General features: G+C 65.3%; 23 protein-coding genes. 18 read left to right on the forward strand and 5 right to left on the reverse strand.

What is annotated here, in order from left to right:
- Nucleotides 1-77: 77 nt before the first annotated feature.
- Nucleotides 78-722 (reverse strand): ribonuclease T2 family protein, encoded by a 645-nt coding sequence (locus tag G4223_RS09355; RefSeq protein WP_163678342.1) that lies wholly within the window; start codon nucleotides 720-722, stop codon nucleotides 78-80.
- 197 nt (nucleotides 723-919) lie between these two features.
- Between G4223_RS09355 and G4223_RS09360 the strand changes: the two genes are divergently transcribed.
- A complete protein-coding gene (locus tag G4223_RS09360) occupies nucleotides 920-3,811 on the forward strand; it encodes an EAL domain-containing protein (protein WP_163678345.1) in 2,892 nt (963 codons plus the stop codon).
- On the opposite strand, the gene G4223_RS09365 is transcribed toward G4223_RS09360, so the two are convergent.
- Entirely contained in the window at nucleotides 3,804-4,139 is a 336-nt protein-coding gene (locus G4223_RS09365) for a hypothetical protein (protein WP_163678347.1), read from the reverse strand. The two genes, G4223_RS09360 and G4223_RS09365, sit on opposite strands and share 8 nt — an antisense overlap.
- A gap of 351 nt (nucleotides 4,140-4,490) precedes the next feature.
- Between G4223_RS09365 and rnk the strand changes: the two genes are divergently transcribed.
- The 16 genes from rnk to G4223_RS09445 all read left to right on the forward strand — a co-directional run bounded on the left by rnk (nucleotide 4,491) and on the right by G4223_RS09445 (nucleotide 19,604).
- Entirely contained in the window at nucleotides 4,491-4,910 is a 420-nt protein-coding gene (gene rnk / locus G4223_RS09370; protein ID WP_163678349.1) for a nucleoside diphosphate kinase regulator, read from the forward strand.
- 319 nt (nucleotides 4,911-5,229) lie between these two features.
- Nucleotides 5,230-6,366 carry a hydrogenase small subunit gene (locus tag G4223_RS09375; RefSeq protein WP_163678352.1) on the forward strand — a complete coding sequence of 379 codons (1,137 nt, stop codon included), beginning with the start codon at nucleotides 5,230-5,232 and terminating at the stop codon, nucleotides 6,364-6,366.
- 6 nt (nucleotides 6,367-6,372) lie between these two features.
- A complete protein-coding gene (gene hybA, locus G4223_RS09380) occupies nucleotides 6,373-7,350 on the forward strand; it encodes a hydrogenase 2 operon protein HybA (RefSeq protein WP_163678354.1) in 978 nt (325 codons plus the stop codon).
- 4 nt (nucleotides 7,351-7,354) lie between these two features.
- Complete coding sequence (hybB, locus tag G4223_RS09385; protein WP_163678357.1) at nucleotides 7,355-8,542, forward strand: Ni/Fe-hydrogenase cytochrome b subunit; 1,188 nt, start codon at nucleotides 7,355-7,357, stop codon at nucleotides 8,540-8,542.
- 12 nt (nucleotides 8,543-8,554) lie between these two features.
- Nucleotides 8,555-10,261 carry a nickel-dependent hydrogenase large subunit gene (locus tag G4223_RS09390; protein WP_163678360.1) on the forward strand — a complete coding sequence of 569 codons (1,707 nt, stop codon included), beginning with the start codon at nucleotides 8,555-8,557 and terminating at the stop codon, nucleotides 10,259-10,261.
- Between the two features lie 78 nt (nucleotides 10,262-10,339).
- On the forward strand, nucleotides 10,340-10,825 hold the full coding sequence (locus tag G4223_RS09395; protein ID WP_163678363.1) for a HyaD/HybD family hydrogenase maturation endopeptidase: 486 nt from the start codon (nucleotides 10,340-10,342) through the stop codon (nucleotides 10,823-10,825).
- Between the two features lie 2 nt (nucleotides 10,826-10,827).
- Nucleotides 10,828-11,061, forward strand: a complete 234-nt coding sequence (locus tag G4223_RS09400) for a HypC/HybG/HupF family hydrogenase formation chaperone (RefSeq protein ID WP_163678366.1) — start codon at nucleotides 10,828-10,830, stop codon at nucleotides 11,059-11,061.
- Nucleotides 11,061-12,230, forward strand: coding sequence for a nickel-dependent hydrogenase large subunit (locus G4223_RS09405; RefSeq protein ID WP_163678369.1), 1,170 nt, complete (start codon nucleotides 11,061-11,063; stop codon nucleotides 12,228-12,230). The genes G4223_RS09400 and G4223_RS09405 overlap by 1 nt, the downstream gene beginning before the upstream one ends.
- Nucleotides 12,223-12,567 carry a hydrogenase maturation nickel metallochaperone HypA gene (gene hypA / locus G4223_RS09410; RefSeq protein ID WP_205762453.1) on the forward strand — a complete coding sequence of 115 codons (345 nt, stop codon included), beginning with the start codon at nucleotides 12,223-12,225 and terminating at the stop codon, nucleotides 12,565-12,567. Before G4223_RS09405 ends, hypA begins: the two co-directional genes overlap by 8 nt.
- Nucleotides 12,567-13,493 carry a hydrogenase nickel incorporation protein HypB gene (hypB, locus tag G4223_RS09415; protein ID WP_163678372.1) on the forward strand — a complete coding sequence of 309 codons (927 nt, stop codon included), beginning with the start codon at nucleotides 12,567-12,569 and terminating at the stop codon, nucleotides 13,491-13,493. The genes hypA and hypB overlap by 1 nt, the downstream gene beginning before the upstream one ends.
- Before the next feature lie 91 nt (nucleotides 13,494-13,584).
- The gene (locus G4223_RS09420) at nucleotides 13,585-14,679 is read left to right on the forward strand and encodes a Kae1-like domain-containing protein (RefSeq protein ID WP_338086856.1); all 1,095 of its coding nucleotides are present in this window, start codon (nucleotides 13,585-13,587) and stop codon (nucleotides 14,677-14,679) included.
- A gap of 4 nt (nucleotides 14,680-14,683) precedes the next feature.
- The gene (locus G4223_RS09425) at nucleotides 14,684-14,908 is read left to right on the forward strand and encodes a HypC/HybG/HupF family hydrogenase formation chaperone (protein WP_163678375.1); all 225 of its coding nucleotides are present in this window, start codon (nucleotides 14,684-14,686) and stop codon (nucleotides 14,906-14,908) included.
- Entirely contained in the window at nucleotides 14,905-16,059 is a 1,155-nt protein-coding gene (hypD, locus tag G4223_RS09430; RefSeq protein ID WP_163678378.1) for a hydrogenase formation protein HypD, read from the forward strand. The genes G4223_RS09425 and hypD overlap by 4 nt, the downstream gene beginning before the upstream one ends.
- Nucleotides 16,056-17,120, forward strand: coding sequence for a hydrogenase expression/formation protein HypE (hypE, locus tag G4223_RS09435; RefSeq protein ID WP_163678379.1), 1,065 nt, complete (start codon nucleotides 16,056-16,058; stop codon nucleotides 17,118-17,120). The genes hypD and hypE overlap by 4 nt, the downstream gene beginning before the upstream one ends.
- Nucleotides 17,120-17,956, forward strand: a complete 837-nt coding sequence (locus G4223_RS09440; RefSeq protein WP_163678382.1) for an FkbM family methyltransferase — start codon at nucleotides 17,120-17,122, stop codon at nucleotides 17,954-17,956. Before hypE ends, G4223_RS09440 begins: the two co-directional genes overlap by 1 nt.
- Nucleotides 17,957-17,960: 4 nt before the next feature.
- Complete coding sequence (locus G4223_RS09445) at nucleotides 17,961-19,604, forward strand: enoyl-CoA hydratase-related protein (RefSeq protein WP_163678386.1); 1,644 nt, start codon at nucleotides 17,961-17,963, stop codon at nucleotides 19,602-19,604.
- A 128-nt stretch (nucleotides 19,605-19,732) separates the two neighbouring features.
- Here the strand turns inward: G4223_RS09445 and G4223_RS09450 are convergent, their stop codons facing one another.
- Nucleotides 19,733-20,059 (reverse strand): hypothetical protein, encoded by a 327-nt coding sequence (locus G4223_RS09450; protein WP_163678388.1) that lies wholly within the window; start codon nucleotides 20,057-20,059, stop codon nucleotides 19,733-19,735.
- 162 nt (nucleotides 20,060-20,221) lie between these two features.
- Complete coding sequence (locus G4223_RS09455) at nucleotides 20,222-20,794, reverse strand: septation protein A (protein WP_163678391.1); 573 nt, start codon at nucleotides 20,792-20,794, stop codon at nucleotides 20,222-20,224.
- A 189-nt stretch (nucleotides 20,795-20,983) separates the two neighbouring features.
- On the opposite strand from G4223_RS09455, the gene G4223_RS09460 reads away from it, so the two are divergent.
- On the forward strand, nucleotides 20,984-22,324 hold the full coding sequence (locus G4223_RS09460; RefSeq protein WP_163678394.1) for a ferredoxin reductase family protein: 1,341 nt from the start codon (nucleotides 20,984-20,986) through the stop codon (nucleotides 22,322-22,324).
- Between the two features lie 81 nt (nucleotides 22,325-22,405).
- On the opposite strand, the gene G4223_RS09465 is transcribed toward G4223_RS09460, so the two are convergent.
- A complete protein-coding gene (locus G4223_RS09465) occupies nucleotides 22,406-23,308 on the reverse strand; it encodes a hypothetical protein (protein ID WP_163678396.1) in 903 nt (300 codons plus the stop codon).
- Nucleotides 23,309-23,374 lie beyond the last annotated feature (66 nt).

A 23,374-nucleotide genomic window follows, 5' to 3' on the forward strand; every position in this document is an offset into this window, starting at 1 on the left:
GGATGCCTCCTCGGGTGCGTATAGCTCTCCCGAAAGTTGCGGGTCCACCATGGCGGAATTATGGAAAGTTTAAGGTCTTAGCGTGCCGCCGGGAAATGGGCGACACCCCCCTTGCAGCGGGGGCGCACGTCGCGGCCGCAGGTGCGGAAACCAAGATCACGATCCAGGCACACACGGATTTCCGCCGCCTGATTGCCCCGGCACATCACGGCCACCCCCTTGCGCCCCAGGCCGGGATTGGCGTCGGCGAACATGCGTTCCACCTGTTCGACGCTGAAAGACTGGGGGTGCTCGGGGTTTTGCAAGGCGGGCGGCAGCTTCACCTTGTCGAAGGCCTGACGGGTGCGGGCGAAATAGTCCTGGGCGGTGCCGCCGTCACAGGTGCCGTGACGCGACCATTCATGCAAGATCAGCTTGCGGCTGGGCATCACCGGCAACATGTCCTCGACCACCCGCGCCGGCACCGGCTGGACCGGAGCGCATTGCGCCGGATAGCCGCCCTTGGCGTATTGCGGCCACAGACCGTGCACCACGAAACCATAGCGGCGGGCACCGCCGCATTGGTCGGTGTCGGCCTTGCCCGCCTTGCCGCCGCACCAGGTGGGAGACCACGACAGCGACAGCACATAATAGTCGAATTGACCGGGAACCCCTTTCTCACGCGCCACAGCCGGCGTCAGCGAAGCGAACAGCGCGATCAGGACAAACATGAGGCGGCACATGGGGGAAACCTTGGCGAAACGGGTGTCGGCATGGTGGCATAGCCTTCCTTTGCGTCACAACCGACTTCAGCTCGTCACTTGCTTTTACCTGCCTGCCTCCCCTAGCCTGTGAGTTGATGGCAGAAAACGGATCAGACACTCTTCCGCTCAGGCGGCCCTGTTTCCTTCGCCTTTTCCTGGCGACGGCGATGGCAATCTTGACACTTCTGCCTCCCGCCCCCTCCCTGGCCGACGACGCTCCCGCATCCCGCGCGAAGCCGCTGGTGGTGGCGATCGATGACAATTATCCCCCCTATATCTTCCGCGATTCCGCCGGACACCTTCAGGGCATCCTCAAGGATACGTGGGATTTATGGTCTCGCCGTACCGGTGTCCCGGTGGTGATCGAGGCATCCAACTGGGCGGTGGCCCAGGCCCGCATGGAAGCGGGCGGCGCCGACGTCATCGACACCCTGTTCCGCACCTCGGCCCGCGAGCGGGTATACGATTTCTCCCCGCCTTACGCCGACATCGACGTTCCCATCTTCTTCAACCGCGACATCGGCGGCATCACCGACGACCCGGAATCCCTGCGCGGCTTTTCCGTTGGCGCCAAGGCGCGCGACGCCTGCGTCGACTGGCTGCAAGGGCACGGCATCAGCACGCTGGCGCTCTATTCCAGCTACGAGTCCCTGGTGGACGCAGCGGCGCGCAACGACGTCAAGGTGTTCTGCATGGACCAGCCGCCGGGGCTGTACCTGCTTTACAAGCGCAAGCTCGACGACCTGTTCCACCGAACCGAACCGCTTTATTCCGGCCAGTTCCATTGGGCGGTGCGCAAGGGCGACGACGCCACCCGCGAATTGGTGGCCGCCGGTTTCTCGCTGATCTCGGACACCGAACGCACAGCCATCGCCGAACGCTGGATGGGAACCCCGTTGGCGCGGCAGGTGGATTTCGACCTGTTGGCCCGTCTGGCGGTGGTGGTCGCGGCGGCGGCGGCGGCACTTTTGGCGTGGAACTGGTCGTTGCACCGGCAGGTGGCCGCCCGCACCCGGCGTCTGGCGGAAAGCGAGGAACGCTTCCGCACCATCTTCGACAACGTCAACGACGCCATCTTCATCCACGACATCGATGACGGCCACATCCTGTTCGTCAACCAACGCATGCGCGAGATGTACCGCGCCATCGGCATTCCCACCAACGACCTGACCCTGGACCGCCTGAGCGAGAACACGCCGCCCTATACCCTGGACGGGGCCAAGACCTGGATGGAGCGGGCCATCGCCGGTCAGCCCCAGGTGTTCGAATGGCGGGCCAAAACCTTGGACGGAGCCCTGTTCTGGGCCGAGGTCGGCATGCGCCGTGCCCATATCGGCGGCCTGGGCGACGCGCTGTTGGTGGTGGTGCGCGACATCGGCGACCGCCGCGAAACCGAGGCGGCGTTGCGCGAAAGCGCCGAGCATCTGGGACTGGCCGCCCGGCTGGTCGGATTGTCGGCGTTCCGCCACGACGCCCACCTGCGTTATACCTCGGTGATCGAACCGCAACTGGGTCTGCCGCCCGAGGCCATGCTGGGCCAGACCGACGCCGACCTGTTGCCGCCGGGCGACGCACAGGGAATCATGGCGTTGAAACGCCAAGCCCTGAGCGGCCGCATTGCCCAACGCCACGAATTCGGCGTCACCGTCAACGGCACCTTGCGCCATTTCGACTTGGCGGTGGCCCCCATCCGTACCATCGACGGCACGGTCAGCGGCCTGATCGGCGCCAGCCTGGACATCACCGAGCGCAAGGCGACCGAAGCCCGCATGGACTTCCTGGCTCACCACGACCCGTTGACCGGATTGCCCAACCGCCTGCTGGCCCGCGACCGCTTCCTTCAGGCCGCCTCGCATGCCGAACGCCAGAACCGTAAGCTGGCCATGCTGTTCGTCGACCTGGACCATTTCAAGACCATCAACGACAGCTTGGGCCATCCGGTCGGTGATTCCCTGCTGCTGGAGGTGGCGCGCCGCCTGGGCCATTGCCTGCGCGATACCGACACCGTCAGCCGCCAGGGCGGCGACGAGTTCCTGGTGCTGCTGACCGACCTGCACGACGGCGACGAGGCCGGATCGATCGCCGAAAAAATCGAAGAGGCGCTGGTGGTGCCGTTCGAGTTGATGGGGCACGAACTCACCACGTCGCTGTCGGTGGGCATCTCGATCTATCCCGACGACGCCATGGACTTCGACACCTTGCTGAAGATGGCCGACACCGCCATGTATTCGGCCAAAGAAGCGGGGCGCAACACTCACCGCTTCTTCGACGAGCGCATGAACGCCGACGCCATCGAACATCTCTCGCTGCGCAACGACCTGCGTCGGGCGCTCGAACGCGGCGAATTCGTCGTCTATTACCAGCCGCAACTGGACATGGCCAGCGGACAGGTGGCCGGCGCCGAGGCGCTGGTGCGTTGGCGTCATCCCGAACGCGGGCTGGTACCCCCCGGTTCCTTCATCTCCATCGCCGAGGATTCGGGGCTGATCGTCCCTTTGGGCGAATGGGTCCTGCATCAGGCCTGTCACGACGCCGCCGGATGGAACGCCGCCGGACACCAGGTCGGCGTCGCGGTCAACCTGTCCGCGCTGCAATTCAAACGCGGTAACCTGGAAGACAGCGTGCGCGCGGCGTTGCATCAGTCCGGCCTGGGCGCCCACCGGCTGGAACTGGAACTGACCGAAAGCATCCTGATCAAGGACACCGAGAACGTCCTGGCCAAGGTTCGCCGGCTGCACGCCATTGGCGTCGAATTGTCCATCGACGATTTCGGTACCGGCTATTCCAGCCTGTCCTATCTGCAACGGTTCCAGGTGGACAAGCTCAAGATCGACCAATCCTTCGTCCGCGCCCTGACCCGCGAACAAGACAGCGCCGCCATCGTCACCGCCGTCATCCAGATGGCCCGCAGCTTGAACCTCAGAACCATCGCCGAAGGGGTCGAGGACGAGGAGACGCTGGCCGTCCTGCGCTCCCAGGGCTGCGATCAGGTGCAGGGCTTCCTGCATGCCCGGCCGATGCCGGTCGAGGATTTCCGGGAATACCTGGCGCGCCGCGACGCTACCTGACCACCCGCCACACCCCGTCCGGCATCAGACAGGCGCTGCCGTAACCGAAATAGCCCTGCGTCCGGTAGTCGCGACAGGTGCGCCCGAAGACATCCATGTAGACCGGCGAGGCCGGAACCGCCCATAGCGGCGGCTCCACATAGACCACCCGGCGACCCGAGGCGAAGGGCGGCGGCGGTCCCGGCATCCACGCGCCAGGCGGGGCATGGACCGGCGGCGGCCGATGATGACGCCGCCAGGGGTCGTCGTGACGCCAGTCGGCCCAGGCCGGCGCCACCACCCCCATCAGCACAAGCGACACGGCGACGACGCGAAAACAACGGATCATGGCGGGCACTCCCGGCAAAGACCTGGACGGAAGACACGACCGCCAGTCCCGATCATCCCACCAGGAAATTATGGCGCCAATATCGCCACTTTGTGTCCCTGATGGACAAAGAACCAAGCCGTTCGAAGGGATTGACCGCATCCTCCCCTTTTGGTTGGATGGTGGCATGGCTGACTTGGTTCCCCTTCGCCGTTTCTTGTGCCACGCCGGATGCGTGCGAAACTGCACGCCTGCCCCGGCGGCGGTCGTCTGATCCGTCGATTTCAGCGGCGAAGCCGGGGCCTTTCCAAAATCCACCTTCCGATTTGCACCCATTGTCGGCGCCACATGCGTCCGCCTAAGGATTCAGCCATGCCTATCCCCGATTCCTCGCTGCCCCCCATCACCTTGTGCGCCGCCGACGCCGAACGTCTGCGCATGCTGTCCTCGCTCAGCCACCGCGTTTCGCCCGAGGTCGCCGACTTCCTGGAAGGAGAGTTGGAGCGCGCCCGCGTCCTGCCGGACGAGGACGTGCCGGCCAGCTTCATCCGCATGGGATCGCGCGTGCGGTTTCGCGACGATGGCACCGGTCTTTCCACCTTGGTCGTGCTGGTTTATCCCGGCGAGGAAGACGTGGAACGCCACCACGTCTCCATCCTGTCGCCGGTCGGCGCCGCGCTGATCGGCTTGACGCCGGGGCAATCCATCGTCTTCGCCAGCCCCCACGGCCGCCGCCGCAAGCTGACCATACTGGAGGTCGAACAGCCTCAGGCGGGATCGACCGCAAACTGAAATGGTGCGGCGCAACGTGTGGAAACAGATCTCTCACCAATGGAAGATTAGTTTCCACATCGGCATTTCCCTTAGGCTCCTCCCCCAGGCGGCCGCCCTCCTCTAATGCGTTGGAATCCCACCCCTCCCGCCCACCCGCCGGAGCCCACCCGCCTACCCGATGGAGTTGGCACGGCTCTTGCGGGTGGGAAAACAGGCAACCGAGAAGAAGAATATCGGGAGGCTTCGGGATTCTGACCGGCGGGCGGCATGCGTGCCGCGCCCTTTCCCTGCCTCTCGGCATTCTCCAGACAAGCCCTTGGAGAGGTGGGGTAGAGCGATGTATGACGACAGCGCCAACGTGAACGGAACCGACATCGAGACCCGCTTCGGCGTTTCGCGTCGCGATTTCATGAAATTCTGCGCGGCCATGGCCGCCACCATGGGGCTTCCCAAGGGCGCCGACGCCCAGATCGCCGAGGCGATCACCAACAAGGAACGCCCCTCGGTCATCTGGCTGCATCACCAGGAATGCACCGGCTGTTCCGAATCGCTGTTGCGCGCCGAACACCCCACCTTGGAAAAGCTGATCCTCGAGATCATCTCGCTCGACTATCACGAGACCTTGTTCGCCGCCGCCGGCCATCAGGCCGAAGCCGCGCGCAAGGCGGCCATGGAAAAGAACAAGGGCAAGTACATCCTGGTGGTGGAAGGCGCCATTCCGCTCAAGGATGGCGGCATCTACTGCAAGATCGGCGGCCAGACCTCGCTGGAACTGACCCGCGAGGTCGCCAAGGACGCCGCCGCGGTCATCGCCATCGGCTCGTGCGCCTCGTGGGGCGGCATGCCCTCGACCCCGCCCAACCCCACCGGCGCCGCCGGCGTCGGCGAGGCGTTGGGCCGCAAGGACGTGGTGACCATTCCCGGCTGCCCGCCCAACCCCTACAATTTCCTGTCCACCGTGGTCCACTTCCTGACCTTCGGCACCTTGCCGGCGCTGGATCATGAAAACCGCCCGGTGTTCGCCTATGGCCGCCTGATCCACGACAATTGCGAACGCCGCGCCCATTTCGACGCCGGCCGCTTCGCCATGGAATTCGGCGACGAAGGCCACCGCAAGGGCTATTGCCTGTACAAGCTGGGCTGCAAGGGTCCCGAGACCTATGCCAATTGCCCGGCCATCCTGTTCAACGACGCCGGCCCGGCCGCCTGGCCGGTGGGCACCGGACATCCCTGTATCGGCTGCACGGAAAAGGGCATCGGCTTCGCCAAGCCCATCCACGCGCTTGCCGACCTCAAGACCAACCCGCCGATTTCCTATCCGCGCATCGTCGAGGAAAAGGGCGAGGGTGCCTCGCTGGGTGCCGCCGCCCTGGTCGCCGGCGTCGCCGGTCTGGCCGCCGGTGCCGGCTTCAAGCTGGCGGGCAATTTGGGCAAGGCCGACGCCAAGGACGGCAACGGCACGGATGCGGAGTAAGCCGTCATGGCCGTGAACCGTCGAGATTTTCTGAAAGGGGCCGCTGGCGGCGGCGCCGCGCTGGCGACAGCGGCGGTGGCGACCGCGCCTGCCCAGGCCCGCGAGAACAAGCCGATGCCGCCCAACGCGGTCGGCCTGCTCTACGATTCCACCCTGTGCATCGGCTGCAAGGCCTGTGTGGCGGGCTGCAAGGAAGCCAACGACCTGCCGCCCGACTTCAACACCGCCGAACAGCTGTGGGACACTCCCATCGACATCGGGCCCAAGACGTTCAACGTCATCAAGCTCTATGCGTCGGGCACCGCCGAGCACAAGGACCAGGAAGAGAACGGCTTCGCCTTCGTCAAGAAGTCGTGCATGCACTGCGTCGATCCAAGCTGCGTTTCGGTCTGCCCGGTTTCGGCCATGACCAAGGACCCGCAGACCGGCATCGTCGGCTATGATCCCGACATCTGCATCGGCTGCCGCTATTGCGTGCTGTCCTGCCCGTTCGGGGTGCCCCAGGCCGAGTACGACACGCCGACGCCGAAAATCAAGAAATGCGAGATGTGCCGCCACCGTCAGGCGGAAGGCAAGATTCCGGCCTGTGCCGAGGTCTGCCCCACCGGCGCCACGGTGTTCGGCCCCATCGCCGCCATCGACGCCGAGATCGCACGGCGCCGGGCGATGGTTCCGGGCGAGACGGCCACCTTCGAACGCCGCACCCTGGGGTCCGGCGACGTCCACGAGAAGGCCGCGCCGAAATACCTGGAGCACGTCTACGGCGAAAAGGAAGTGGGCGGCACCCAGTTCCGTTTCATGTCCAGCGTCGAGTTCGAGAAGCTGGGCATGCCGGCCCTGCGCGACAAATCCTATCCGTCGGATTCCGAGGGCATCCAGCACACGCTGTACAGCGGCATGATCGCGCCCGCGGTGGTGTTCGCCGGCCTGGTGTGGGCCGCCAAGCGCGCGTCCCACGTCGAAGACGAGCACCCGGAGGAGTAGGCCCATGGCACCGTTCCATCAAGAGCACGAGCCGCTGGGCGGCAAGCTGGTCACCAAGACCACCGTGGTCTGCGCCATCCTGGCGTTGATCGCCGCCTTTTTGCTGGCCAAACGAATGGTGCTGGGCCTGGGCTCGGTCACCAACCTCAACAACGGCTTTCCCTGGGGCATCTGGATCGCCTACGACGTGGTGATCGGCACCGCCTTCGCCTGCGGCGGCTATGCCATGGCCCTGGTCTGCTACATCCTCAACAAGGGCGAATACCACCCGCTGGTGCGCCCTGCCCTGCTGGCGTCGTGCTTCGGCTACACGCTGGGCGGCGTGTCGATCCTGTTCGACCTGGGCCGCTGGTGGAACGCCTGGCACATCCTGGTTCCCCAGTACATGCAGCCCAATTCGGTGATGTTCGAAGTGGCGCTGTGCGTCATGAGCTACATCCTGGTGTTGTGGATCGAGTTCTCGCCGGCCATCGTCTCGAAGGTCCCGGCCCTGCGTCCGCACAAGAGGAAGCTGGAAAAGACCCTGTTCGTCTTCGTGGCGCTGGGTTGCCTGTTGCCGACCATGCACCAAAGCTCGCTGGGCACGTTGCTGGTGGTCCTGGGTTACCAGATCCATCCGCTGTGGCAGACCCCGCTGTTGCCGGTGCTGTTCCTCAGTTCGGCCATCTGCATGGGCTTCTCCATCGTGGTGTTCGAGGCGGTGCTGGGGTCGGCCGGCTTCAAGCGTTCGATCAAGCACGAGATGCCGCAACTGGCCAAGATCGCCCGCATCGTCCAGGGCTTCATGGTGGCCTATCTGGTGTTGCGTTTCGGCGACCTGATCGTGCGCGGGGAATTGGGCGCGGTGTTCAACTCGGGCCTGCGCTCGCTGATGTTCCTGATCGAGATCGTGTTGTTCGCCACCCCGATCGTGTTGTTTTCCAAGCAATCCAACCGCGACAGCCGCAAGGGCCTGTTCATCGGCGCGGTGGCCATGCTGCTGGGCGGCGCGCTCTATCGTCTGGACGCCTTCCTGGTGGCCTACGACACCGGTCCGGGCTGGCACTATTTCCCCTCCGTGTCCGAGTTGATGGTCACCTTCGGCATCATCGCCGCCGAGGTCCTGCTTTACATCGTCTTCGTCCGGAAGCTCCCGGTCTTCTACACCCACAAGCTCACGGCCGAAGATCTGGCCGCCGCTCACGAAAAGTAAGGAGCCACTGCCTTGTCCCAGCGTATTACCATCGACCCCATCACCCGGATCGAGGGGCACCTGCGCATCGACGTCGAGGTCGATAACGGCAAGGTGTCCAAGGCGTGGTCCTCCGGCCAGATGTGGCGCGGCGTCGAGCTGATCCTGCTCGGCCGCGACCCCCGCGACGCCTGGGCCATCACCCAGCGCATCTGCGGCGTGTGCACCACGGTGCACGCCATCACCTCGGTTCGCGCGGTGGAGAACGCCCTGAACCTGGAAGTGCCGGTGAACGCCCAGTTCATCCGCAACATGATCGCCAGCGCCCATGCGCTGCACGACCACATCGTGCATTTCTACCACCTGTCGGCCCTTGACTGGGTGGACGTGGTCTCGGCGCTTCAGGCCGATCCGGCCAAGACGGCGCAACTGGCGGAAACGCTGTCCGACTGGGGCATGAACTCGAAGCAGGTCATGGCCCAGACCCAGGAAAAGCTGAAGGCCTTCGTCGGCACCGGCCAGTTGGGGCCGTTCACCAACGGCTATTGGGGCCACCCGGCCATGAAGCTGCCGCCCGAGGTCAACCTGCTGGCGGTCGCCCATTACCTTCAGGCGCTGGAGGCCCAGCGTCACGCCAACAAGATCGTCACCATCCTGGGGTCGAAGTCGCCGCACATCCAGAACCTGGCGGTCGGCGGCGTCGCCAACCCGATCGACACCAACAGCCAGTCGAACCTGACCATCGAGCGTCTGTTGGCGGTCAAGGAGCACATCGACGCCCTGTCCGAGTTCACCCGTAAGGTGTACCTGCCGGACGTGTGCGCGGTCGGCGCCTTCTACGCCGATTGGACCAAGATCGGGAAGGGCGTCACCAACTACATCTCGACCCCCGACTTCCCCATCGATTCCAAGGGCACCCAGTTCCTGGTCCCCGGCGGCCACGTGCCCGACGGCGACCTGGCGCAGTACAAGCCGTTCACCCAGTTCGGCGACAAGTACCTGCACGACGGCGTCGAGGAATCGGTCAAGCACGCCTGGTACGAATATTCCAAGCCCGGCCCGCTGCACCCCTATGAGGGCGAGACCAAGCCGCACTACACCGACTTCCAGGACGAGGGCAAGTATTCCTGGCTGAAGGCTCCGACCTTCTATGGCAAGCGCGCCCAGGTCGGCCCGCTGGCCAACGTGCTGTGCGGCCTGGCCGCCGGCCACCAGCCCACCGTCACCTACGCCACCGAGGCGCTGAACCGCGTCTCGACCCTGGTGGGGTCCAAGGTCGGCCCGGAAATCCTGCACTCGACCATCGGCCGCCACGCCGCCCGCGCTGTCCGCGCCTGCGTGATGACCGAAGTGCTGGCCCAGAACTGGTCCATGCTGATCGAGAACATCGGCAAGGGCGACAAGGCCACCTTCAACAAGCCGGTCTTCCCCAAGGGCGAGATCCGCGGCTTCGGCATGCACGAGGCGCCGCGCGGCCTGTTGTCGCACTGGACGGTGATCAAGGACGGCAAGATCGCCAACTACCAGTGCGTGGTGCCCAGCACCTGGAACGCCGGTCCGCGCGACGAGACCGACGTCATCGGTCCCTATGAGGCGTCGTTGATGGACAACCCCATCGCCAACCCCGACCAGCCGCTGGAAGTGCTGCGCACCGTCCACTCCTTCGACCCCTGCCTGGCCTGCGCCGTGCACGTGCACGACGAGGAAAAGGGCCAAGTGGTCCAGGTGAAGGCGGTTTAAGGAAAACCGATATGGCGGTGCCGTCCCGAGTGGGGTTACCCTCTCGGGGCGGCATCGGTCTTTTTGGGAAAACGTCACATGCGCGTCGTGGTTCTTGGGGTCGGCAACATCCTGATGTCGGACGAAGGTGTCGGCGTCCACGCGGTCACCGCATTGGCCGAACGCTACGCGGTCCCCGACGAGGTCGAGATCATCGACGGCGGCACCTCGGGCATGGACTGCCTGGACCGCATCGCCGAGGCCGACTTGCTGGTGATCGCCGATTGCATGCGGTCCAAGGATAAGGCGCCGGGAACCATCACCCGGCTGGCCGACGACGAAATCAACGCATGGTTCAACACCAAGATTTCCCCCCATCAGGTGGGATTGTCCGACGTGTTGGCCGCCTGCTGTTTCCATGGCATCTCGCCCAAGCGGGTGGTGCTGTTGGGGGTTCAGCCGCAATCCTTTGAAACCTGCATGGAACTGACGCCGCCAGTGGCCGCCGTGTTGCCCGACCTTCTGGAACGGCTGGTGGCCGAAGTGGCCGCCATGGGGGTCTCCTTGACGAAGAAGGCGGCCTGAGCATGTGCATGGCCGTCCCCTCGCGCGTGGTCGCCATCGAAGGTCTGACCGCCACGGTCGAGGCGTTCGGACAGGAACGCCAGACCAGCCTGTTGCTGCTGGGCGACGAGGTGGCGGTGGGCGACTACGTCATCTTGGGTGCCGGCGGCACCTTCGCCGCCGAAGTGGTGCCCGAGGACGCCGCGCGCGAGGCGCTGGCCTATCTGGCGCAAGTTCTGGCCGACGGTCAGGCGTGATGTTTCCCGAGGCCCGGCTGGACGTGACCTTGCGGGTCGAAGCCGGTCGGGTGGCCGGCGTGAACATCCATTCTAACCGCCTGGTGCAGGCGTCGAAGCTGTTCGCCGGCCGCCGCCCGGACGAAGTCACCCACCTGTTGCCCACCTTGTTCGCGTTGTGCGGCACCGCCCAGGTCCTGGCCGGACTGGCCGCCATGGAACGGGCCTCGGGCATTTCCACCTCGTCCAGCCAGACCCCGGCACGGCAGATGCTGTTGCTGGCCGAAACCGTGACCGAGCACGGATTGGGACTGGCCCGCGACTGGCCGCCCCTGGTCGGCGCCGAACCCGATCTGGCGGCGGCACGCCGGCTCAAGCTGGCCATGGCGGCCGTCCGGCCGGCCCTTTACCCGGCCGGCGACTGGACCCGGCCGGGCGGCGGCGAAGTTCGCCCGTCGCTCGACGCGCTGGGCAAGGCGGTGAACGAAGCCCGCGCTGCCGTCGCCGACATCCTGAGCGCCGATGCCGAAGCCGTGCTGGCCGACCCGGATTCCTTTCACCTGTGGCACAGGAGCGGCAACCGCCCGGCGGCACGCCTGATCGACGAGATCATGGCGCCCGATCTGGCGACCTTCGGCCGTGGGCCGTTCCTGCCCATGCCGGAACAGGGACCGGCGGGCCTTGACGCGCGCCTTGACGGCGACCGCGACGGCGCCTATCTGGCACGGCCCGATTCGCATGGCCGCGTGTTCGAAACCGGACCGCTGGCCCGCATGTCGTGGCACCCGGCGGTAACCGCCCAGATGGGCGCTTTCGGCGCCGGCCTGTTGGCCCGCATGGTGGCGCGGCTGGCGGAACTCGCATCAAGCTTGCAGGAAATGGATCAGCTTGTGCATGCTTTGAGCGACGCCCCCGCACCGGCCGCCTGTCTGGTGGACGGCGCCGGCTTGGGACTGGTCGAGGCGGCACGCGGCCTTTTGGCCCATCGGGTGGAGTTGGAGAGCGGACGGGTGAAGCGTTATCAGATCCTGGCCCCCACCGAATGGAACTTCCACCCCGAGGGACCGCTGGCACGCGGCCTGATGGGGGCGCCGGCCGGCCCCGAGCTTGAGCGCCGGGCCACTCTTCTGGCACTGGCGCTCGACCCCTGCGTCGCCTGCCGCGTCACGGTGGAGAACGCCGATGCATGAGATGAGCCTGACCGAAGGCGTGGTGCGCATCCTGGAGGAACAGGCCGCCCAACACGGTTTCGCCAAGGTCAAGACCGTGTGGCTGGAGATCGGCGCGTTGTCCAGCGTCGACCCGGAATCCATGCTGTTTTGCTTCGACGCGGTGGCCAAGGGATCGCCGGTGGCGGCCGAGGCCAAGCTTGAGGTGATCCGCCTTCCCGGCCGCGCGTTTTGTTTGGGCTGTGGCCAGGACGTGGTGGTGGAAAACCGTTTCGACCCCTGCCCCCAATGCGGCGGCTTCGGTCTTCGCGTCACCCAGGGCGACGAAATGCGGATCAAGGAATTGGAGGTGGAGTGATGTGCACCGTCTGCGGCTGCGGCGATTCCAAGCTGGAACACTCCCATGACCATGAGCACGGGGACCATGAGCACGGGGACCATGAGCACGGGCACGGACATGGTCACCATCACCCCCATGACCACAGCCATGGTCACGACCATGACCACGATCATGAGCACGACCTGCATTACGGCCACGGACTGGCCGGGGTGCACGTTCCCGGCCTGAGCCAGTCGCGCATCATCCAGATCGAACAGGACATTCTGGGCAAGAACGATTCCCTGGCCGTCAAGAACCGCGCCTTTTTCGCCGACCGCGGCATCTTCGCGCTGAATCTGGTGTCCAGTCCCGGCTCGGGCAAGACCACCCTGCTGTGCAAGACCATCGAGATGCTGGCCGGGCGATTCCCGCTGGCGGTGGTCGAAGGCGACCAGCAGACCAGCAACGACGCCGACCGCATCCGCGCCACCGGTGCCGCCGCCATCCAGGTCAACACCGGCAAGGGCTGTCATCTCGACGCCGACATGGTGGCCAAGGCCTGCGACCGGCTGAACCCCGCCGACGATTCGGTACTGTTCATCGAAAACGTCGGCAATCTGGTGTGCCCGGCGGCCTTTGATCTGGGCGAGGCCTACAAGGTGGCGATCCTGTCCATCACCGAAGGCGAGGACAAGCCGCTCAAATATCCCGACATGTTCGCCGCCGCCGGCATGATGATCCTGACCAAGGTCGACCTGGCGCCCCATCTGGATTTCGACGTGGATGCCTGCATCGCCAACGCCCGCAAGGTCAATCCCGATCTGGTGGTTCTCAAGCTGTCGGCCCGCAGCGGCGAGGGCATGGAGGAATGGCTGACCTGGATCGCCGAGGGCCGCAAGCGCGCCGTCACCGCCCGCATCGCCACGTTGGAAGCCAAGCTGAGGGCGGCGCGGGAGAGTTTGTGATGGGAGACGCCCCCATCCCATTTTTTTCAACGACACGGATGGACACGGATGAACGCGGATTGTCTTCCGCCCGTCATCTTCGTGTTCATCCGTGTCCATCCGTGTCATCGCCATGATCGCCGCCGCCATCCCCCTGCCCCGCGCCGTGCCGCCGGTGCTGGCGGTGGGGGCGTTCCTGAAGAACACCGTGTGCGTGACACGCGGCGACATCGCCTATCTGTCGCCGGTGCACGGCGACCTGGGCACGCCCGAAGCCATCGCGGCATTCGAGGATTCGGTGGAAAGCATGGTGACCGCACTGGCGATCCGCCCGATCCGCGTCGCCCACGACCTGCACCCCGACTTCCATTCCACCCGCTTCGCCCAAGGGCTGGACCTGCCCGCCGTGCCGGTGCAGCACCATCACGCCCATGCGGCGGCGGTGGCGGCGGAACATGGGCATGACGGGCCGGTGATCGGTCTGTCGCTGGACGGTTTCGGCCTTGGCCCCGGCAACCAATCCTGGGGCGGCGAATTGCTGTATTGCCAGGGCGCCGGATATCGCCGGCTGGGCCATCTGGCGACGCTGGCCCAGCCGGGCGGCGACGTGGCGGCCCGTGAACCGTGGCGCATGGCCGGCGCCGCCTTGCACAAGCTGGGGCGCGGCGCCGAGATCGCCGGACGCTGGCCGAACTATCCCGCCGCCCAACGGCTGGGGCTGATGCTCGACAAAGGGTTGAACGCCCCCATGACGTCGTCGGCCGGGCGATTGTTCGACGCCGCCTGCGGTCTGTTGGGAATCCACCCGCTGGCCGAATTCGAGGGGCAGGCGCCCATGGCGTTGGAAGCGCTGGCCGACGCCCCCGAAACCATGGCCGACGGCTGGACGCTGAAGGATGGCACGTTGGATTTCGTACCGTTGTTGGATGCTCTCGCCTCTTGCCCCGACGCCCGCCATGGTGCCAACCTGTTCCACGGCACCTTGGCGACGGCCTTGGCGCAATGGTGCGGTTGGGCCCGTGACGAAACCGGTTGCCGCACGGTCACCCTGGGCGGCGGTTGCTTCTTCAACAAGGTCCTGTGCCGCCAGTTGGTTCCCTTGCTGGAACGGTTGGGGGTTGTTCCCTTGACGGCGCTCAAGGCGTCACCCGGCGACCCCGGATTGTCTTTGGGCCAGGCATGGATCGCCAGCCAAATGGAGAACTGAGAAAATGTGTCTGGCCCTGCCCTCGCTGGTCACCGAAATATTGCCCGCCGACCAGGCCAAGGTCTCACTGGGCGGTGTCATCAAGACCATTTCGCTGGCGCTGGTGGCCGATGTCGAGCCGGGCGACTATGTCATCGTTCATGTGGGCTACGCGCTGACCAAGGTGGACCCGGTCGAAGCCGAGAAAACTCTGGCACTGTTCGCCGAGATGGCTGAAACCGCGTCATGAAATACATCGACGAATACCGCGACGGCGGCTTGGCGCAAGCCCTGGCGCGAACCATCGCCGCCGAGGCCGATCCCGCCCGCACCTATCATCTGATGGAATTCTGCGGTGGTCACACCCACGCCATTTCCCGCTATGGCCTGGAAGACATCCTGCCGGCCAACGTGCGCATGGTGCACGGGCCGGGCTGTCCGGTGTGCGTGCTGCCGGTGGGACGCATCGACGCCGCCATTTACCTTGCCCGCCAACCCGGCGTCATCTTGTGCACCTATGGCGACATGTTGCGGGTGCCCGGTTCGAAACGCCTGTCGCTGTTGAAGGCCAAGGCCGAAGGCTGCGACATCCGCATGGTCTATTCGACCATGGACGCGCTGAAGCTGGCGCAGGACAACCCAGACCGCCAGGTGGTGTTCTTCGCCATCGGTTTCGAGACCACCACGCCGCCCACCGCCGTCGCACTGAAACAGGCGCAAGCACTGAACCTCAAGAACTTCTTCGTCTTTTGCAACCACGTGCTGACGCCGTCGGCCATCGCCCAGATTCTCGACAGCCCGGAAGTGCGGGTTCTGGGTACGGTCAAGTTGGATGGCTTCATCGGCCCGGCCCACGTTTCCACCATCATCGGCTCGGCCCCTTACGAATATTTCGCCGAGGAATACCAGCGCCCGGTGGTCATCGCCGGCTTCGAACCGCTCGACGTGCTTCAGGCGGTGCTGATGCTGGTGCGTCAGGTCAACCAGGGCCGCTTCGAGGTGGAAAACGAATTCGCCCGCGCCGTGACGCGGGACGGCAATTCCAAGGCCAAGGCGCTGGTGGCCGAGGTGTTCGAATTGCGTAAAAGCTTCGAATGGCGGGGCCTGGGCCGCGTGCCCTATTCCGGGCTGCGCATCAAGGCCGAATTCGCCCGGTTCGACGCCGAACGCCACTGGGACGTTCCCCAGGACAGCCCCCCGGACAACAAGGCCTGCGAATGCGGCGCCATCCTGCGCGGCGTGAAAAAGCCCACCGACTGCAAGCTGTTCGGCACCGTGTGCACCCCGGAAAACCCCATGGGATCATGCATGGTCTCCGCCGAGGGCGCCTGCGCGGCGCACTGGACCTATGGCCGTTTCCGCGACATCAAGGCCGCCCCCGATTCGAAGGTTGATCCATGACCCTGCCCCGCCGCACCCATCCCCGCCCGCTGGACATCGCCAATGGCCGCATCGACCTGACCCATGGCGGCGGCGGCCGCGCCATGCAGCAACTGGTCGAGGAACTGTTCGTCGCCGCCTTCGACAACGATGCCTTGAACCAGCGCAACGATCAGGCGGCGTTCGACGTGCCCCCGGAAATGCTCCGGGGCGGGCGCATGGTGATGACCACCGACGGCTATGTCATTTCGCCACTGTTCTTTCCCGGCGGCGACATCGGCAGTCTGGCCGTGCACGGCACCGTCAACGACGTCGCCATGGCCGGCGCCCGTCCGCTCAGCCTGTCGGCCGGCTTCATCATCGAGGAAGGCTTCCCGCTCTCGGACCTGAAACGCATCGTCGACAGCATGGCCAATGCCTCGCGCGAGGCCGGGGTCCCGGTGGTGACCGGCGATACCAAGGTGGTGGAAAAGGGCAAGGGCGACGGCATCTTCATCACCACCACCGGCATCGGCGTGGTGCCACCGGGGGTGAACGTCTCGGGCGACAGGGCGCGGGCCGGCGATGCCGTTCTGGTGTCGGGCACCATGGGCGACCACGGCGTGGCGGTGATGAGCCAGCGCGAGAGCTTGGGCTTCGACACCGCCATCTTGTCGGATTCGGCGGCGCTGCACACCCTGGTCGCCGACATGGTGGCCGCAACACCCGACATCCACGTGCTGCGCGACCCGACACGCGGCGGGCTGGCCTCGACCTTGAACGAAATCGCCGTGCAATCGGGCGTCGGCATCGCGCTCAGGGAAAGCGACATCCCGGTCCGTCCCGAGGTCAAGGGAGCGTGCGAGTTGCTGGGGCTCGACCCGCTTTACGTCGCCAACGAAGGCAAGCTGATCTGTATCTGCGCCCCCGAACACGCCGACACCTTGTTGGCTGTCATGCGGGCCCACCCCCTGGGCCGCGACGCCGCCCTTGTCGGCACCTGCGTCGAGGATTCCCACGCCTTCGTCACCATGCGGACCGCCATGGGCGGCAACCGGGTGGTGGACTGGCTGGCCGGCGAACAATTGCCGAGGATCTGCTGATGAGCAAAACCACCCTCGCCACCACTCCCGACGGCTATGTGCTGGTGCCATCCGTCTTGCGCCGCCCCGACCGGTCGCCACGCTTCAATTTCGTGGTGGCACAGGCGTTGATGAATGACCTGGGCATCAAGCATCTGGTCCAGCATGAATTGTTCCACGGTGGTTTCGAAATCGCCGCACGGCGGTTTTTCGACCACCACCTGCGCGACGGCGACCTGTTTCTCGACATCGGCGCCCATGTGGGCAGCTTTGCCCTGACCATGGCCACCAACCCCGCCCATATCCGGGTGGTGGCGGTGGAGCCCCTGCCGCTCAACGTCCATCAATTGATCAAGGCGGTGCACGCCAACCAGGTTCAGGACCGCGTCGCCGTGGTGGCGGCGGCGGTGGACCAGCAACGCGGCATGGCGCAACTGCATCTCAGCCAGGGCACCATGGGCGGTTCGCTGCTGCCGCCGCGCGCCGAATTGGCCAAGGCGGCGACACTGGCTCCGCTGCACGTCCCCACCATCACCTTGGCCGACGCCGCCGCGGTCGCCGGACCGCTGACGAATTTCAAGCGCGTTTTCGCCAAGCTGGACGTGGAAGGGGTGGAACCCCGGCTGTTAGCCGCCAGCCAGGACTTGCTGGAAAGCGGCAAGATCGCCGCCCTGTTGGTGGAAAAGGGCAACACCGCCGCCGGCGGCGAGGGGCTGGCGGCCTTTGCCGCCATGCTGGAACGCTTGCAAGCGCTGGGCTTCGCCGCCCACCGTTTCGACGCCGGTCATCTGGTCCCTTACGTCCTGGGGCCGGACAACACCGACGTTGTGTTGCTGTCCCCCGGTTTGCAGGGCTGATCCCATGCGCATCCTCATGCTCGCCCATTCCTTCAACAGCCTGACCCAGAGATTGTGGGTCGAACTGGGCCGCGCCGGGCACGACGTCAGCCTGGAATTCGACGTCAGCGACGCGGTGACCATCGAGGCGGTGGAACTGGCCAAACCCGACGTGATCATCGCCCCCTTCCTGAAACGCGCCATCCCCGAGACGGTATGGCGCCGTCACAAATGTCTGGTTGTCCATCCCGGCCCCCTGGGCGACCGGGGACCGGCGGCGTTGGACTGGGCGATCCTGGAAGGGCATGAGGAATGGGGCGTCACCGTGTTGCAGGCCGAAGCCGAGATGGACGCCGGACCGGTCTGGGCGCATCGCCGCTTCGCCATGCGCACCGCCACGAAATCCAGCCTGTACCGCAACGAGGTGACCGACGCGGCGGTGGACGCGGTGTTCGAGGCGTTGCGGGTGGCCGAACCGATCCGGCCGGAACGGACGTGGTGGAAACCGGCCATGACCCAAGCGACACGCGCCATCGATTGGGACACCGACGACACCGCCGCCGTGTTGCGCAAGCTGCGGGCCAGCGACGGCACGCCGGGCGTGCGCGACGGCGGTTTCTACCTGCATGACGGTGCCGCCGCCGACGGCCTGAACGTCTGCGGCCGTCCCGGCCAATGGATCGCCCGCCAGGGCGGGCGGCTGGCGCGCGCCACCACCGATGGCGCGGTGTGGATCGGCCATGCCCGCACCGCCGAACCGGGCAGCCTGAAGCTGCCGGCCGCCACCGTGCTGGCCGACATCGCCGCCGGCTTGCCGGAACAGCCCGGCCATCACGACATCTGGTACGACGAAAAGGACGGGGTCGGCACCTTGCACTTCCCCTTCCACAACGGCGCCATGAGCACCGAGCAGTGCCAACGCCTGCGCGAGGCTTTTCTGGCCGCGACCCAACGCCCGACCAAGGTGGTGGTGCTGGCCGGCGGCCCCGATTTCTGGTGCAACGGCATCCATCTCGGCACCATCGAGGCCGCCGACAGCCCGGCCGACGAATCATGGCGCAACATCAACGCCATGAACGATCTGTGCGAGGCCATCATCACCTGTTCCAGCCACCTGACGGTGGCGGCCATGGCCGGCAACGCCGGTGCCGGCGGCGTGTTCATGGCGCTGGCCGCCGACATGGTGCTGGCGCGGACCGGCGTGGTGCTGAACCCCCATTACAAGGGCATGGGCAACCTGTACGGTTCGGAATACTGGACCTATCTGTTGCCCAAACGCTGCGGCACCGCCGCCGCCCAGGCGCTGACCCTGGCACGTCTGCCCATCGGCACCGAGGAAGCCCGCGACTGGGGGTTGATCGATGCCGCGTTCGGAGCAAGCGTGGCGGAATTCCGTGCCGGCGTCGAAGCCTTCGCCGCCGACCTTGCGGCCAAGCCGGATATCGGGAACCACCTTGCCGGCAAGCGGCTGACCCGTCTGGCCGACGAGGCGGAAAAGTCCCTTGCCGCCTATCGCGCCGAGGAACTGGAGCACATGAAGCTGAATTTCTATGGCTTCGATCCCAGCTACCATGTGGCGCGCTGGAATTTCATCCGCCGGGTGCCGAAATCACGCACGCCGCTTTATCTGGCGCGTCACCGCAACAAGGCTCAGACCACATCCCGGTGATCGGAACCGATCACCGAAGCCCTCAGCGGCGGGCGGGTTTCTCCGAAACCCTTGCCCTCCGCGCCATAAGGCGCGCGGTTCCTTGAGCCTAGCCAAATCCCGACGAGTTCACTCATCGGGATTTGGTATCAATAATAAATCCGCCCGAACGGTCCCAGCATGGTGGGAAAGTCGATGCGCACCTCGCCGCTTTCGGTGTGGGTGACGACGCTGGCCTGACCCAGCCGGGCCAGTTTGCGCTGATAGGCCAGGGCGGATGAATAATTGGGGAAAACCTGATACCCGCCGGGATTCACCCGCCCGTCCTCGGACACCAGGTTCAAGGTGTGATGCTCGAAGTCGATCCGGCGCCGCACCAGCGGCACCGCCGCACGCGGTATATCGTGCCGCCACCGAAGCGCTATCGCCACGCTGGCCGCCACGATGACAGCATAGGCAAGAAGCGTGAAATCCACCACCGACCGCCTCCGTTCCAAGCATGCGGGCGCTTTACATGTTTATAAAAAACCGCAAAACACCCGCCCATTGGAACAGCAGGATTCGCATGCCCCCCATCCGGGAATCGGTGGTTCAGTTACCGCATGACAGCATGAGCGGAACGCATGGCCTGTTGACCCCTATTCCGCCCCCGACACCTCTTCCTCGACCTTATGACGCAGGATCAGCGGCATTTGGGTCAGCATGAAGACGAAGGTGGCGGCAATGCTGCCCGGCACTTTCCACAGGACCCAAAGGTCGTCGCTGGCGACCCGGCGCACCACTTCGTTGGTGGCGGCCATGGCCACGAAGAACAGGCAGAAATGGATCGACAGCCGTTTCCAGCCGGCGTCGTCCAACTGGAACGCCTCGCCCAGAACCGCCTTGACCGCCGGCTTGCCCAGCGCCAAACCACCGGCGATCACCACGGCGAACAGGCCATAGATGATGGTCGGCTTCAGCTTGATGAAGGTGTCGTCGTGCAGCCACAACGTCAGGCCGCCGAACACGCCGACCACCGCCGCCGTCACCAGCGGCATCAGGGCCAGCTTGCGGGCCAGGACCAGGGACAGGATCAGAACCACCGCCGTCGCCGCCATCAACGCCGCCGTCGCCGGCAGCATGCCCCATTTCCAATACGCCGCCAGGAACACCGCCAATGGGCCGAAGTCGACGGTAGGCTTGAGCCAAGCCGGCGGTTGCGTGGAGCGCATGCAGTCTTCATCCTGAAAGTGGCGGTTCGAACCCTGGTGAAGTAGCATTCCCCCCGCCCCTCTTCAAGACCGGGACGCCGTCCGGTTACCAAGCGTTACACTTTGCCGGGCTCCGCGACATCGGCGGGTTACATACCCGTCCGAAAATGATCCACGAGATCCAATGCTGACCGATAACCTGGGGACATCATGCGAACCATAAAATACTCGCTCTGGGGGCTTTTCGTCGTCCTGAGCGGATTGTGGCTGTTGGCCGAACCGTCGGCGTTTAACGCCAAGGGCTTTTTCGCCGTGCGCAACACCATGGTGCAATATAGCGGCTTGATCGCCATGGGGTGCATGAGCGTCGCCATGATCCTGGCGCTCAGGCCGCGTTGGCCGGAGAAGTGGTTCGGCGGCCTGGACAAGATGTATCGGCTGCACAAATGGCTGGGCATCGCCGGCCTGTGCTTCGGCGTCATCCACTGGCTGTGGGCCAAGGGGCCGAAATGGGCGGTGGGCTGGGGCCTTTTGGAACGGCCGCAGCGCGGTCCGCGCCCGATGCTCGACAACGCGGTCGAGGCGGCGTTCTCCTCGCTGCGCGGGGTGGCGGAAGGGATCGGCGAGTGGGCGTTCTATGCCGCAGCCCTGTTGATCGTCCTCGCGCTTGTGAAACGCTTTCCCTATCGCGCCTTCTTCAAGACCCATCGCATCCTGGCCGTCACCTATCTGGTCCTGGCCTTCCATGCGGTGGTCCTGGTCAAGTTCAGCTATTGGACCTCGCCGCTTGGAATCGTGTTGGCCGTGTTGCTGGCCGGCGGCGTGTGGTCGGCTCTGGTGGTGTTGACCCGTCGCGTCGGCGCCGACCGCAAGGTCGCCGGCACGATCACCGCCCTGCACTATTACGCCGACGTCCGCGTGCTGGAAATCACCGTGGAAATTCCCCAGGGCTGGCCCGGTCACAAGGCGGGACAGTTCGCCTTCGCCATGTCCGACCCGTCGGAGGGGGCACACCCCTACACCATCGCCTCGGCCTGGGACGAGGACGACCGCCGCGTCACCTTCATCGTCAAGGAACTGGGCGACCACACCCGCCGCTTGCGCCAAACCCTGGCGGTTGGACAGAAGGTGACGGTGGAAGGCCCCTATGGCTGCTTCACGTTCGAGGACGAGTGCCCGCGTCAGATCTGGGTCGGCGGCGGCATCGGCATCACCCCGTTCATCGCCCGCCTGCAACATCTGGCCGCGACCACGGGGGCACAATCCCCGCACATCGACCTGTTCCACACCACCACCGACTTCGACGCCGACGCCATCGCCAGATTGACCGCCGACGCCAAGGCGGCGGGGATCACCTTGCATGTCTTGGTGGATTCCCGCGACGGCCGCCTGAACGGCGACCGCATCCGCCAAGCCGTGCCGGATTGGCAAAACGCCAGCATCTGGTTCTGCGGCCCGGCCGGCTTCGGCCAAGCGCTCAAGGCCGACTTCGCCGCCCAGGGACTGGCGGTCAACACCCGCTTCCACCAGGAACTGTTCGCCATGCGGTAACGCGACGGGGCGCCGGGCGTTAAATCCGACGCACGGCGCGTCGAGGCCATGTGGCCGGAGGGACGAGGTGGGCCATGGCGGTCAAAAATATTCCACCTCGTGCCCATAAAATTCGCCGTCGTAATTGCCGGTGATCAGCGGGGATTGCCAAGCTCTATTACGTTCCGCTTGCTTGCGCGCCGCCTTCTTGGCGGCGCGGCTGCGGCCGGATTCCCAACTCGACACGCCGATGGGGGAAAGGTTGACCTTAGCCGCCTTGACATTATTGATCCCGGCATTTCCGCCCTGATGATCCCAGGCCGGGTCCCTGGACAAGGGGCGGTAGGAATCGCGGTAGACGGTGTTGTCGGCGCCGTACAGCACGCCAGCATGCTTGGTGACGTTCTTGTTCGCCTTTTTGGCGTAGCGGACCTGGGTGGTCGGGGTGGTGTTGCCGTGCGAAACGATGACCTTGTGGATCTTCTCGTTCAGCAGGCCGGCACCATTGGGATCGGCGGTCACCTCGGCATCGCAGACGAACAGGCCGTCGGGACTGCCGGCTTCCTTGGACTGCTTGGCGTCAACGTTGTATTCCACCTCGCACCCTTCACCGACCCAATGTTTAACGTTCTTTTCCACCTCGTGGTAATGGGCGGAATTGGCGGCGGTGGTGATGGGGAACAGATTGTTGTAGATCGCCAGACCACCCAAATCATGGTTGAGCAGATGGCCCCGCACCCAAGTGGTGTTGGTGTGGGTCTCCAAAGCCGTCATTAGTCTGTCGAAAGCGTCGGACCCGCCGGTATCCGAACCGGTCTTGGGATCGGCGGGGTCCAACTCGGCATGCATCGAGGTCGCCACCTTGCCATCCTGTTGGCCGGTGCCCCAGTCAAAGGTGAAGTCCTGAAGGTCGCCATATTGGATGACGGTCCGCATCTGCATGGGCGGGTCCGATCGCCGGAGTTGGACCGACGGCTCGGGGCGAATGGCGGCAAGCGAAGGCATGTCACACCCCATTTTGTGGCACACCATCATCATAAAATTATCTGAAATTGTCCACGCTGACGACAT

The organism is Magnetospirillum aberrantis SpK, from assembly GCF_011022235.1.
GTDB lineage: Bacteria > Pseudomonadota > Alphaproteobacteria > Rhodospirillales > Magnetospirillaceae > Magnetospirillum > Magnetospirillum aberrantis.

Bases quoted from the DNA above. Each gene is read 5' to 3' on its own strand.
- G4223_RS09365 (WP_163678347.1), bottom strand. From the start codon at position 4,139: ATGATCCGTTGTTTTCGCGTCGTCGCCGTGTCGCTTGTGCTGATGGGG.
- hypE (WP_163678379.1), top strand. From the start codon at position 16,056: ATGACCCTGCCCCGCCGCACCCATCCCCGCCCGCTGGACATCGCCAAT.
- G4223_RS09395 (WP_163678363.1), top strand. From the start codon at position 10,340: ATGCGCGTCGTGGTTCTTGGGGTCGGCAACATCCTGATGTCGGACGAA.
- hybA (WP_163678354.1), top strand. From the start codon at position 6,373: ATGGCCGTGAACCGTCGAGATTTTCTGAAAGGGGCCGCTGGCGGCGGC.
- G4223_RS09375 (WP_163678352.1), top strand. From the start codon at position 5,230: ATGTATGACGACAGCGCCAACGTGAACGGAACCGACATCGAGACCCGC.
- hypA (WP_205762453.1), top strand. From the start codon at position 12,223: ATGCATGAGATGAGCCTGACCGAAGGCGTGGTGCGCATCCTGGAGGAA.
- hybB (WP_163678357.1), top strand. From the start codon at position 7,355: ATGGCACCGTTCCATCAAGAGCACGAGCCGCTGGGCGGCAAGCTGGTC.
- G4223_RS09425 (WP_163678375.1), top strand. From the start codon at position 14,684: ATGTGTCTGGCCCTGCCCTCGCTGGTCACCGAAATATTGCCCGCCGAC.
- G4223_RS09440 (WP_163678382.1), top strand. From the start codon at position 17,120: ATGAGCAAAACCACCCTCGCCACCACTCCCGACGGCTATGTGCTGGTG.
- hypB (WP_163678372.1), top strand. From the start codon at position 12,567: ATGTGCACCGTCTGCGGCTGCGGCGATTCCAAGCTGGAACACTCCCAT.
- G4223_RS09465 (WP_163678396.1), bottom strand. From the start codon at position 23,308: ATGCCTTCGCTTGCCGCCATTCGCCCCGAGCCGTCGGTCCAACTCCGG.
- G4223_RS09405 (WP_163678369.1), top strand. From the start codon at position 11,061: ATGTTTCCCGAGGCCCGGCTGGACGTGACCTTGCGGGTCGAAGCCGGT.
- G4223_RS09445 (WP_163678386.1), top strand. From the start codon at position 17,961: ATGCGCATCCTCATGCTCGCCCATTCCTTCAACAGCCTGACCCAGAGA.
- G4223_RS09355 (WP_163678342.1), bottom strand. From the start codon at position 722: ATGTGCCGCCTCATGTTTGTCCTGATCGCGCTGTTCGCTTCGCTGACG.
- G4223_RS09460 (WP_163678394.1), top strand. From the start codon at position 20,984: ATGCGAACCATAAAATACTCGCTCTGGGGGCTTTTCGTCGTCCTGAGC.
- G4223_RS09455 (WP_163678391.1), bottom strand. From the start codon at position 20,794: ATGCGCTCCACGCAACCGCCGGCTTGGCTCAAGCCTACCGTCGACTTC.
- G4223_RS09400 (WP_163678366.1), top strand. From the start codon at position 10,828: ATGTGCATGGCCGTCCCCTCGCGCGTGGTCGCCATCGAAGGTCTGACC.
- hypD (WP_163678378.1), top strand. From the start codon at position 14,905: ATGAAATACATCGACGAATACCGCGACGGCGGCTTGGCGCAAGCCCTG.
- rnk (WP_163678349.1), top strand. From the start codon at position 4,491: ATGCCTATCCCCGATTCCTCGCTGCCCCCCATCACCTTGTGCGCCGCC.